Genomic DNA, 12010 nt, shown 5'->3' with positions numbered 1-12010 from the left:
TCGTAGACCTGCCGCGCCGCGGCGCAGATGCCGCCCGGCCAGGTCCGGTCGTCGATGCACAGCGTGCCCATCAACCACTGCCYGTCGCTCACGAAGCGCGCGGCACCGCGGCGCTGCTCGTGCAGCGTGCCGGGCACGCTCCAGGTCTCGGTGACCGGGCCGGCGGGGTACAGCAGCGCGGGGGCGGCAATGTGCCGCGGCTCTTCGCCCGTGTGGATGCGGAGGTCGAGCGCCGGCGTGGCAGTCGATTCGAAGGCGCGACGGAACTGCAACGGGGAGGACAAGGGGAGTGGCGGAGGGGACAGCAGCAGGTCGCGCATCCAGCGAATTTTAGGGGAGCGCCGCACCGTTCCGGCGCATGGCGCGCCGTCCTACAGCGCGTCGGCCTCAGGGTGATCCAGCCAATTCGCGAAATCGTCACGAAGCCGTTCGCTTTCCTGCAACGCGCGGGTCCACACCGCCTGCCGGCCGGCCACGTCCTCGCCCCAGGATTTGAAGTCGGCCCGGTCGGGCAGCTTGCCGTGCGGCAGCGTCGCGATCCATTCCGGGTTCGGGTACAGCACGATCAGGTTGTCGAGCATCGCGCTGGCGCGGTGGCGGCGCTTGAAGCCCTTGTCGAGCCAGCCCGGCACCACCGTCCTCTGGAAGTGCGGGTACAGCGCCAGGCCGTCGTGCATCGACGCGTAGTCGAGGTGCAGGTGGTAATCGGTGATGCCGCCGTCCCAGTAGGCGCCGGGGGGCCCGCCGGGGATGTCGTGCACCGCGTCGAGCCAGAACGGGATCGAGCAGCTCGCGAGGATGCTCGCACGCAGGTTCGAGCCATCGAGCGCGGCCGTGTGCGTGCGGTAGTCGGTGAGCGACAGCGGCAAGGCATCGCGCGGGTCCGAGAACACGACGCGCTCCAGCCAGCCGCCCATCGCGCGGCGGCTCACGGCATTGGCCGCGAACGCGCCCAGGTAGCCGATCGGCGTGCGCAGCCGCCCCTGCCGGCCCAGCACGTGCCGGCCGCGGCTCGTGAAGACGTGCAACCGGTAGCGCGGATGCTGCAGCACCTGCGCCTCGCGCGCGCCGAACTGGCGCACCAGGTTGTCGGCGAACACCTGGCTGACGTGGGTCGCGGTCGGTTGCCTGCCGGGCGCGTGCTCGTACTGCTGGCCGATGTAGTCGGCGGCCATCTGCGCCAGCTCGCGCGCCGGGTCGTCGAGGCAGCCGGTGGCCATGCGCCACGCACCGATCGATGCGCCGAGCAGGTGCACCGTGTGGTCGCTGCGCGGCAGCCAGTCGCCGAACAGGAAGCGATCGAGGTGGTTCAGCGCCAGGCCCTTCGGCCCGCCGGCCGCGGCCGGGATGGCCCGCACATCCTGCGGGCGCAGGCCGTCGCGGCGCAGGTGCTCGCGCGCCTTCGGACCGGCGGCGACGAACAAAGCCTTCAAGGCCAAGCCACTCCCCAGGATCCGGCTTTGCCGGGCCGATGGGAGGAGCCCCTTGGGGGCAGGAGCGCAGCGACTGGGGGGCTCACATGTCTCGCTTGATGACGCCGCAGGCGATGCGGGCGCCGGAGTTGCCGGTCGGCTGCGTTGCGTAGTCGTCCTGGCTCGCGTGCACGATCAACCCGCGGCCGACCAGGTCGGTCGGGCCGGAGCCGATGGTGACGTCGCTGAGCAGGAATTCGAACTCGGCCACGCCGCTCGCATCGGCGGTGATCGCCGGGATGTCGCCGGCATGGTGGTCGCCGAGCGGCGAACCGTGCGGCTTGTTGGTCGGGTTGAAGTGGCCGCCGGTGCTCATGCCGTCGCCGCTGGAGCAGTCGCCCTTCTCATGGGCGTGGAAACCGTGGTCCTGGAACGGCTTCAGGCCGCGCACCTTGCCCTTGACCAGCACGCGGTCGTCGACCATCTGGAAGGTGACGACGCCTTGCGCGGCATTGCCGTTGGTGGGCAGCAGGATGGCGGTGGCGCTCGGGCCGGGCTTGTGCGCGCAGGCGCCGAGCAGTGCCGCGGCACCGAGTGCGGCGACCAGGGCCAGGGATCGAAGACGTGTGTTCATCGCTGTGATACTCGGTGAGGTGTTTGAAGTGTCATGCCGCGGATGGTGCCCTGGATCGCCGGTCCTGGCTCAGCGCTTGGTCTGCAGCTTCGCAAACGCGGCCGCCATTGCGGATTGCTGCGTCGCCTGCTGTTGCTGCGGCGCACGCCCGCCGCCCCCACCACCACCAGTGCGCTCGCCCCGCCCCGCCGGCCGGAAGCTGTTGTCGCCCTGGCGCTCGCCGCGCGGCGCGACCACCGCGTCGAGCTTCATCGTCAGCGAGATGCGCTTGCGCGCCATATCGACCTCGAGCACCTTGACCTTGACGATGTCGCCGGTCTTCACGACCTCGCGCGCATCGTTGACGAACTTGTTGCTCAGCTGGCTCACGTGCACCAGGCCGTCCTGGTGCACGCCCAGGTCGATGAAGGCGCCGAACTGCGCGACGTTGCTGACGGTGCCTTCGAGCGTCATGCCCGGCTGCAGGTCCTTCAGGTCCTCGACGCCGTCGTTGAAGCGCGCCACCTTGAAGTCGGGGCGCGGATCGCGGCCCGGCTTCTCCAGCTCGGCGAAGATGTCCTTCACCGTGATCGCACCGAACTTCTCGCTCGCGAAGGCCTCGGGCTTCAGCGCGCGGATCACGTCGCTGCGGCCCATCACCTCGGCCGCCGGCTTGCTGACCGCGGCCATGATCTTCTCGACCACCGGGTAGGTTTCCGGGTGCACGCCCGACTGGTCCAGCGGGTTGTCGCCGCCGCGGATGCGCAGGAAGCCGGCGCTCTGCTCGAAGGTCTTGGCGCCGAGGCCGCTCACGTCCAGCAGCTGCTGGCGGTTGCGGAAGGCGCCGTTCGCATCGCGCCAGCGCACGATGCTCGCGGCCACCGCGCTGCTCAGGCCCGACACGCGCGACAGCAGCGGCGCCGACGCGGTGTTCAGGTCGACGCCCACCGAGTTCACGCAATCCTCGATCACGGTGTCGAGGCTGCGCGCGAGCTCGCTCTGGTTCACGTCGTGCTGGTACTGGCCGACGCCGATGCTCTTCGGCTCGATCTTCACGAGTTCCGCGAGCGGATCCTGCAGGCGCCGCGCGATGCTGACCGCGCCGCGCAGGCTCACGTCGAGGTCGGGCAGCTCCTTGCTGGCGTACTCGCTGGCCGAGTAGACGGACGCGCCGGCCTCGCTGACCACCACCTTGTCGATGTGCGTGCCCGGTGCCAGCTGCTGGATGCGCTTGATCAGGTCGGCAGCCAGCTTGTCGGTCTCGCGGCTCGCGGTGCCGTTGCCGATCGCGATCAGGTTGACGCCGTGCGTCGCGCACAGCCGGCCCAGCGTGTGAAGCGAGCCTTCCCAGTCGTTGCGCGGCTCGTGCGGGTAGACGGTGTGGGTGTCGAGCACCTTGCCGGTCGCGTCGACCACGGCGACCTTCACGCCGGTGCGGATGCCGGGGTCCAGCCCCATCACGACGCGCGGGCCGGCCGGCGCGGCCAGCAACAGGTCGCGCAGGTTCTCGGCGAACACCTTGATCGCGACCTTCTCGGCCTCTTCACGCAGGCGGCTGAACAGGTCGCGCTCCAGGCTCAGGCTGAGCTTGACCTTCCAGGTCCAGCCGATGGTCTTGCGGATCAGGTCGTCGGCCGGGCGCTTCTTGTGGCTCCAGCCGAGGTGCACCGCGATGCGGCCTTCGGCGATCGTCGGTTGCCCCGGTACCACCTCTTCGTCGAGCACCAGCTTCGCATCGAGGAACTCGAGCGTGCGGCCACGAAACACGGCCAGCGCGCGGTGCGACGGCACGCGGTTGATCGGCTCGTCGTACTCGAAGTAGTCGCGGAACTTGGAGATGTCGGGGTGGTTGACGTCCTTGCCGTCCATCAGCTTGGAGCGCAGCAGGCCTTCGTCCCACAGCCAGGCGCGCAGCTTGCCGACCAGCGCGGCGTCTTCGGCCCAGCGCTCGCTGAGCAGGTCGCGCACGCCGTCGAGCACCGCCAGCGCATCGGCGAAACCGCCTTCGGCATTGATGAAGGCCACCGCCTCGGCGGCCGGGTCGAGCGACGGGTCGGCGAACAACTTGTCGGCCAGCGGCTCCAGCCCGGCCTCGCGGGCGATCATGCCCTTGGTGCGGCGGCGCGGCTTGAACGGCAGGTAGAGGTCTTCGAGCTCCTGCTTGGTGGGGGCCGCCTCGATCGCGGCACGCAGCGCGGGGGTCAGCTTGCCCTGCTCGTCGATGCTCTTCAGCACGGCCTCGCGGCGGTCTTCGAGTTCACGCAGGTACGAGAGGCGGGATTCGAGCTCGCGCAACTGGATGTCGTCGAGGTTGTCGGTGGCTTCCTTGCGGTAGCGGGCGATGAAGGGCACCGTCGCCCCGCCGTCCAGCAGTTGCACCGCGGCATTCACTTGCGCCGGCCGAACCTTCAGTTCGGCGGCGATCTGCAGAAGAATCTTGTCCAAGACGAGGGGGCCCGCAGCGGGGCGGCAAAGCACGAAAGCGGCGGAGTTTGCCACACGGTCATCCCTGGGGGCCCGGGCGGATTTGTCACCGTTTGCTATGCTCGCGGCCTTCGCGCCGTCCGTCTTCGATGTCCCACCGCCCCTTCGCCCTCACCCGTGCCTCGCGCCGCATCGCCCTCACGGCCGTGCTGCTCGTGTCGCTCGTGCTCGCGCAGGCGCTGGGGCTGATGCACGGCATCGCGCACATGCGCCATGTGCCGGGCACACCGGGCACGGCCACCCTGGCCGCCGGCGTGACGGCCAAGGCCGCCGACTCGGGCTGGGTCGCCAAGCTGTTCGCCGGCCACCAGCACGGCGGCGATTGCGATGTGTACGACCAGTTGACCCATGGCGACGCGCTGCACGGCATGACGCCGGTCTTCGCGGCCGTCGAGTTCACGCAGGCGCCGGTGGCGCTGCACCGCGGCTGGCACATCGCCGCGCAGTCCTCGGGCTTCCTCGCCCGCGGGCCCCCTTCCCTGAGCTGATCCGCCTTTCCAGGTTCGTCTCCGGGCCCGGCTGTGCATGCGCACGCCGGCCCCGGCTTCATCAGCTTTGTCGGAAGTCTTCCCATGCATTCGCTCGTCTCGAAGCGCCACGCCGTGTCCGTGGCCATCTCGCTCGCTTTCTCTTCTGCCGCCTTCGCGCAATCCACCCCGGTCGCAGCCGTTGCACCCGCCGCGGCGGCCAGTGCCCCCGCCACGCTCGACAAGGTCGTGATCACCGGCAACCCGCTCGGCCGCAGCGAGATCGCCGCGCCGGTTTCGGTGCTGACCGGGGATGAGCTGACGCTGCGCCGCGGCAGCTCGATCGGCGAGACGCTGAACGGCACGCCGGGCGTCTCATCGACGTATTTCGGCCCGAACGCGAACCGGCCGGTGATCCGCGGCCTGGACGGCGACCGCGTGCGCATGCTCAGCAATGCCGGCGGCTCGCTCGATGCGTCGAGCCTGAGCTTCGACCACGCCGTGCCGATCGACCCGCTGATCGTCGACCGCATCGAGGTGCTGCGCGGCCCGGGCGCGCTGCTGTACGGCGGCAGCGCGGTGGGCGGCGTGGTCAACGCGCTCGACAACCGCATCCCGTCGACCCGGCTGGACGGGCTGAGTGGCTCGGCCGAACTGCGCCTGGGCGGTGCCGATGCCGAACGCGGCGGCGCGGCGCTGCTGGAGACCGGCAACGGCCAGTTCGGGCTGCATGTGGACGCCTTCGGCCGCAAGACCTCGGACCTGCACGTGCCGAGCTTCACGCCGCGCGCCGATGGCGAGGACCAGCCGGAGACGAAGCGCGTGCGCGCGTCGGCCAGCGACACGCACGGCGGCGCGGTCGGCGGCTCGGTGTTCTTCGACCACGGCTACCTGGGCCTGTCGGTCGACACCTACCGCAGCACCTACGGCGCGGTGGCCGAGCCGGACGTCGACATCGACATGAAGCGCGACCACGTCGGCGTGGCCGGCGAGGTGAAGCAGCTGGACGGCCCGTTCACCGGCCTGCGCGCGAGCTTCAACCACACCCGCTACCAGCACCAGGAGGTCGACACCGGCACCGGCGCGGTCGGCACCACGTTCAAGACGGCCGGCAACGAGCTGCGCGTGGAGGCGACGCACGCGGCCCTCGGGCCGGTGCAGGGCGTGGTCGGGCTGCAGGTGGAGGATTTCGACTTTTCCGCGCTGGGCGACGAGGCCTTCGTGCCGAGCACGCGCACGAAGCGCCAGGCGCTGTTCGCGCTCGAGGACCTGGCCTGGAGCGGCGGCACGCTGACCGCCGGGCTGCGCGTGGAGCATGCGCGCATCACGTCGGACGGCGATGCCGCCGATGCGGCCGAGCCGAAGTTCGGCGCGGCGGATGCGCGCAGCTTCCCGGTGCGCAGCGCGTCGCTCGCGAACGTCTACAAGCTGACGCCGACCTGGTCGCTGAGCGGATCGCTGAGCTACACCGAGCGCGCGCCGACCTCGTTCGAGCTGTATGCGAACGGCGTGCATGCGGCGACCGGCGCATTCGAGCGCGGCGACGTGAACCTGGGCGTGGAGCGCGGCAACAACATCGACGTGGCGCTGGCGTGGAAGGACGACGGCAACGAGCTGCGGCTGGGCGCGTTCAGCACGCGCTTCTCGCGCTTCATCTCGCTGGAGGCAACCGGGCAGCAGATCGAGGCCGAGGGCGATGACGGCCCCGAGTCGTTCCCCGAGTATGCGTTCCGCGCGGTGCGGGCACGCCTGAACGGCATCGAGATCAACGGCAAGCACCGGCTGCTGCGGCAGGACGGCTGGACGCTGGGGCTGGACGGCAAGCTCGACTACACGCGGGCGACCAACCTCGACACCGGCGAGGCGCTGCCGCGCGTCGCGCCGCTGCGGGCGCTGGTGGGGCTGGACGTCGACAGCGGGCCGTGGAGCGGGCGCCTGGAGGTGGACGGTGCGGCGAAGCAGAACCGCGTGCCGGCGACCGACGTGGCGACGAACGGCTATGCGATCGTCAACGCCTCGCTGGCGCGGCGCTTCTCGATCGGCAACAGCGACGCGCTGTGGTTCCTGAAGCTCGGCAACCTGGGCGACAAGTTGGCATACAGCGCGTCGACGGTGCAGACGGTGCGGGATCTGTCGCCGCTGCCGGGAAGGTCGGTGAAGACGGGGGTGCGAGTCAGCTTCTGACCGTTCGCGCCGGAACGCCGGCGGTTCGCGACGGCGACGAACCCTTCGTCGCATCTCGATACCGCCGGCGGCGCCGCCTCGCCACAGTCCACCCCATCGACAGCAGGTCGCCGTCGAACCCACCCGATGGAGTGAACCATGAACCGCACCACCCTCACCTATTTCGTCACCGTCGCCCTCGCCCTGGGCAGCGCCGCCGCGATGGCCCAGGACGCCGCCGCGCCGAAGACCCGCGCGCAAGTCCGCGCCGAGCTGATCGAGGCCCGCACGCAAGGCACGCTGCCGATGGGCGGCGAGTTCGCCGGCACGATGCGCCACGACGCACCGGCCGCCTCCGACACCCGCACTGCCGAACGCGCCCCGAAGCGCGCCGAACCGAAGGCGCCGGTCGCCAGCGGCGGCTGATCCGCCTGTTCACGTCAGCTCGCGCCGAAATTTCAAGCTCGCTTTTACCTAAAGCCGCGAAACCAAGTGCTACGAAGGTAAGGCCGGGCAACGCCAGCTTCAGCCGCCGCTTCATCGCGTCGAAACCCGATCACGTCGCCATGACGTGGTCTCAGGGAGAGATGAAGATGAAGCGCAGAAACCTGTTGCTGGCCGCCTCCGGGGCTGCCGGCGTGACCCTCCTGCCGTTCGCGGCGTCGCGCGCCGCCGGGGCGCGAACCATCAGCTTCGGCCAGTCGGCGTCGCTGACCGGCGGCCAGGCCAGCTACGGCCGCGACGTGCAGAACGGCATCGCCGCCGCCTTCGCCGCGGCGAACACCACTGAAGCCGCCACCGGGCTTCACTTCGACCTGCAGACGCTCGACGACGGCGGCGTGCGCAGCCGCTGCATGAAGAACGTGATGCAGCTGGTCGAGGGCGGCTCGACCGCGCTGATCGGCCTGACCAGCGGTGCCGGCGCCGAAGCCTGCATGCCGGTGATCGAGGATGCGCAGATCGCGATGCTCGGCACCGCCAGCGGCAACATGGGCATCCGCGGCAGCCAGGTCAGCGGCGCCTTCCACGTACGCGCCGGCTACGACGCCGAGTACAAGCGCATGGTCGGCTACGTCAAGGATTTCGGCATGCAGCGCATCGGGGTCGTCTACCTGAACGACACCTCGAAGGCCAACATGGAGGCGATGAACGCCGCGCTGTCGGCGCTGTCCATCCAGCCCAAGGTGTCGATCGGCATCGACCGCAACGCCACGTCGTTCGACGGCGTCGCCAACGAGCTGCTGGCCGCGCGCCTCGACTGCGTGCTGTTCACCGCCAATGCGGGACCGGTCGGCAAGATCATCGACCACCTGGTGCGCGGCAAGTACGCCGGCCTGTTCTACGCCTCGTCCTTCGCGGGGCAGGACCTGATCGACACGCTGACCTCGCGCAAGCAGAGCTGCGTGATGAGCATGGTGGTGCCGCGGCCGACGCAGATGGGCGTCAACGTGGTCGCGCAATGCCAGCGCGACCTGGCCCTGCTGAACAACGGCGCACGGCTGGGCATCACGACGCTCGAGGGCTACATCAGCGGGCGCATCGCAGTCGAGGCGGCACTGGCGGCGGCGAAGGCCGGCACGCTGAACCGCGCGCGCATGAAGGATTCGCTGGCCGGCCTGCGCAGCGACCTGGGCGGCTACAAGGTCGAGTTCGCCGGCACCACGCACGGCTCGCGCTATGTCGACCTGATCGCGATCGACCGCTACGGCCGTCTCGTCGGCTGAAGGGGCACCGCATGAAACGCCGTGACCTCTTGCTGGGCGGCGCTGCCGCCTGCGCGGGCTTCCCGCGCCTTGCATTCGCCTCCAACACCGTCGTCACGCTGGGCCAGAGCGCATCGCTCACCGGCGCCCAGGCGCGCTACGGCGCCGACGTGCGCGACGGCATCCTCGCCGCATTCGCCGCCGCCAACCGGGCCGACCCCAAGGGCCCGCGCTTCGAGCTGCAGGTGCTCGACGACGGCGGCACCAAGGACCGCTGCATCGCCAACGTGCAGAAGCTGATCGGCGACGGCGCCGCAGCGCTGGTCGGCCTGACCAGCGGCGCGGCGGCCGAGGCCTGCATGCCGCAGGTCGAGAAGAACCAGATCGCGCTGATCGGCACGGCCAGCGGCAACATGGGCATCCGCAGCGCGGCATCGTCCGGCGCGGTGCACGTGCGCGCCGGCTACGACGTGGAGTACCGGCGCATGGTCGGCTACGCGAAGGAGTTCGGCTTCAAGCGCATCGGCTACGTGCACCTGAAGGACACCTCGAAGGCCAACCTGCTGGCGATGGAGGACGCGCTGGGCCGGCTCGGCGTGCAGCCGGTTGCCGTCGTGCCGATCGACCGCAACGCCGGCTCGCTGATGCCGGTGGCGCAGCAGCTGCTGGCGCAGCGGCTCGATTGCGTGATGTTCACCACCAATGCCGCGCCGGTGCTGTCGATCATCGAGCACATGCACAACGGCGCGTACCCGGGCATGCATTTCTCATCGTCGTTCGCCGGCCAGGACCTGATCGACGGCGTGGTCGCGACGCGGCGCAGCGTGGTGATGAGCCTGGTGGTGCCGCGGCCGTCGGCGCTGGGCGTCGGCGTGGTCGGCCAGTGCAAGAGCGACCTGGCCGCGCTGGGCAGCGGTGCTGCGCTGGGCGTCACGACGCTGGAGGGCTACATCGCCGGGCGCGTCGCGGTCGAGGCGGCGCGCGCTGCCGTCAAGGCCGGCGGCGCGACACGCGGCCGGATGCGCGACGCCCTGTCGTCGCTGCGCACCGACCTGGGCGGCTACCGCCTCGCCTATGCGCCCGACAACCCGCATGGCTCGCAGTACGTGGAAATGGTGGTGATCGACCGCTACGGCCGCATCGTCGGCTGAACCCCGAAGGAGGATCCCTCATGGCTGCATCCTGGACACGCGGGCCGGCCTGGCTCGCGCTCTGGTTCGCCGGCCTGCCGGCCTGGGCCGCCGGCAGCGAGCCGAGCACGCAACAGTGGGCCCAGGCGCGCGCCGCGGCCGCCGAGATCGCCGGCGCCTTCACGCGCCATTGCCCGGTGGCCGGCACCGGCGACCAGCCGGCCTTCGAGCAGTGCCGGCGCGGGCTGTTCGGCGATGCGGCATTGCGCGATTCGCTGGACGGGATCGTGCTGTGGGGCCGCCAGCGCGATCCGGCGCTGTCGCTGCAGGCCAGCTCGTTGACGCAGTTCGCGCCCGACGTGCTGACCGGGCTCTACATGCCGCTGTTCATGTTCGACGGGCAGCACAGCGTGCGCTATGTCGCCTCCGAAGGGCTGTTCCAGCTGCGCTTCGCGACCGCCTTCCGCAACCGGCTCGCGCCGGGGCAGTTTCCGTACCCGTTCTGGCACGACGCCGAGAAGTGGGCGATGTACCAGGGCGCCAACGAGGTGCTGCTGTGGTGGGAGCCGATGCGCGGGCGCGTGAAGGCGGCGCAGTTCACGGTGCACGGCACGCAGCCGCCGGTCACCGTGGTGAAGAGGATGCCGGCACCGACGGACTTCAGCGGCCAGTGGATGTGGATGGATGCGCAGGGCCGGACGCAGCCGAAGGCCACGCTCTTCGACGGCCTGTACCGCGCCGACAACCCCTACCTGGGCCAGCTCGAGGGCTCGTACAAGCGGCTCGCGCTGCGCTTGCGCCAGGGCGAATGCGATTCGTGCCACGTGCCGAGCAACCCGGGCAAGAGCAAGCGCCTGGTGCTGTTGCAGACGCCGGCGCATGCCGCCGGCGAGATCGGGCGGCTGCTGAAGGCGGTGCGCGAGGACCGCATGCCGCGCGACGAGACCGGCATCGAGAACCCGCTGGATGCGGCGACCAAGAAGGCGCTGCTGGAGGACGGCGAGGCCTTCGCCTCGGTGCTGGACGCGGCGCGCCGCTGGGAGACACAGGCCCGCATGGCCGGTGCAGCCGGCACGCCGGACCTGCGCTGAGCCCCTCGCTCAGGCCGGGCGCGCGCTCGCGAGCCAGTCGAGCGCGCCCTGCGCCGCCACGCGCGCGCTCGCCATCGTCGCGGTCAGCAGGTAGCCGCCGGTCGGCGCTTCCCAGTCGAGCATCTCGCCGGCGACGAACACGCCCGGCAGTGCGCGCAGCATCAGCGATTCATCCAGAGCCGCGGCACGCACGCCACCGGCGCTGCTGATCGCCTCGTCGATCGGCCGCGCCGCGCCGAGCACGATGCGCAGGCCCTTGATGTGCGCGGCCAGGCGCTGCACGTCGGCCATCTCCGCCTTCGGCACCAGCTCGTGCAGCAGGCTTGCCTTCACGCCGTGCAGGCCGAGGCGTGTCTTCAGGTGCGTCGACAGCGAACGCGGCCCGCGCGGGTGCGCGAGCTCGGCTTCCACCCATTCCAGCGTGCGCGCCGGCAGCAGGTCGAGCGCGAAGCTCGCCTGGCCCCGCGCGGCGATGGCGTCGCGCAGCCGTGCCGACGCGGCATACACCAGGCTGCCTTCGACGCCGGTCTGCGTGACGACGAACTCGCCGGGCTGCCGCCAGCCATCGTCGAGCGCGATCGCCACCGACTTCAGCGGCTCGCCGGCGAAGCGGCTGCGGAAATGCTCGCTCCACGCTGTCGCCACGTCGAAGCCGCAGTTCGACGGCTGCAGCGGCGCCACGTCGACCGCGCGTTGCGCGAGCCACGGCACCCAGGCGCCGTCGGAGCCGAGCCGCGACCAGCTCGCGCCGCCCAGCGCCAGCAGCACCGCATCGGCGCGCACGGCGTGCTCGCCACCGGCCGATGCGAAGCGCAGCGCGCCATCGTCGGCCCAGCCCAGCCAGCGCTGCCGCATGTGGAAGCGCACGCCGGCCGCGCGCAAGCGCTGCAGCCACGCGCGCAGCAGCGGTGCCGCCTTCATGTCGGTGGGAAACACGCGGCCCGAGC

General features: G+C 70.8%; 11 protein-coding genes. 6 read left to right on the top strand and 5 right to left on the bottom strand.

All coding sequences use genetic code 11. The features are described from left to right. The 4 genes from AC1D1T_RS24540 to AC1D1T_RS24525 all read right to left on the bottom strand — a co-directional run. A partial coding sequence (locus tag AC1D1T_RS24540) for a hypothetical protein (RefSeq protein WP_477992640.1) occupies window positions 1–272 on the bottom strand: 272 nt, incomplete at its 3' end. A gap of 99 nt (window positions 273–371) precedes the next feature. After that, the gene (locus tag AC1D1T_RS24535; RefSeq protein WP_477828828.1) at window positions 372–1433 is read right to left on the bottom strand and encodes a patatin-like phospholipase family protein; all 1062 of its coding nucleotides are present in this window, start codon (window positions 1431–1433) and stop codon (window positions 372–374) included. An 82-nt stretch (window positions 1434–1515) separates the two neighbouring features. Then, window positions 1516–2046, bottom strand: a complete 531-nt coding sequence (locus AC1D1T_RS24530; RefSeq protein ID WP_465112440.1) for a superoxide dismutase family protein — start codon at window positions 2044–2046, stop codon at window positions 1516–1518. A gap of 69 nt (window positions 2047–2115) precedes the next feature. After that, window positions 2116–4470, bottom strand: a complete 2355-nt coding sequence (locus AC1D1T_RS24525) for a Tex family protein (RefSeq protein WP_477992639.1) — start codon at window positions 4468–4470, stop codon at window positions 2116–2118. 128 nt (window positions 4471–4598) lie between these two features. On the opposite strand from AC1D1T_RS24525, the gene AC1D1T_RS24520 reads away from it, so the two are divergent. From AC1D1T_RS24520 to AC1D1T_RS24495, 6 genes are all read left to right on the top strand, one after another. Beyond that, the gene (locus AC1D1T_RS24520; protein WP_477828250.1) at window positions 4599–4997 is read left to right on the top strand and encodes a hypothetical protein; all 399 of its coding nucleotides are present in this window, start codon (window positions 4599–4601) and stop codon (window positions 4995–4997) included. Between the two features lie 84 nt (window positions 4998–5081). Continuing rightward, entirely contained in the window at window positions 5082–7160 is a 2079-nt protein-coding gene (locus AC1D1T_RS24515; RefSeq protein WP_477992638.1) for a TonB-dependent receptor, read from the top strand. 138 nt (window positions 7161–7298) lie between these two features. Beyond that, a complete protein-coding gene (locus AC1D1T_RS24510; protein WP_047511693.1) occupies window positions 7299–7565 on the top strand; it encodes a DUF4148 domain-containing protein in 267 nt (88 codons plus the stop codon). A gap of 167 nt (window positions 7566–7732) precedes the next feature. Next, entirely contained in the window at window positions 7733–8863 is a 1131-nt protein-coding gene (locus tag AC1D1T_RS24505) for an ABC transporter substrate-binding protein (protein WP_477992637.1), read from the top strand. Window positions 8864–8874: 11 nt separating this feature from the next. Beyond that, a complete protein-coding gene (locus tag AC1D1T_RS24500; RefSeq protein WP_082004706.1) occupies window positions 8875–9993 on the top strand; it encodes an ABC transporter substrate-binding protein in 1119 nt (372 codons plus the stop codon). Between the two features lie 20 nt (window positions 9994–10013). Then, window positions 10014–11063, top strand: a complete 1050-nt coding sequence (locus AC1D1T_RS24495) for a hypothetical protein (protein ID WP_477827432.1) — start codon at window positions 10014–10016, stop codon at window positions 11061–11063. Between the two features lie 9 nt (window positions 11064–11072). Here the strand turns inward: AC1D1T_RS24495 and AC1D1T_RS24490 are convergent. Then, a partial coding sequence (locus tag AC1D1T_RS24490) for a TIGR03862 family flavoprotein (RefSeq protein ID WP_477992636.1) occupies window positions 11073–12010 on the bottom strand: 938 nt, incomplete at its 5' end.

Source organism: Rhizobacter sp. P2_H3 (genome assembly GCF_056403355.1).
The sequence above is the reverse complement of the archived record's forward strand: the minus strand, read 5'-3'. Positions and strand labels throughout refer to the sequence as shown.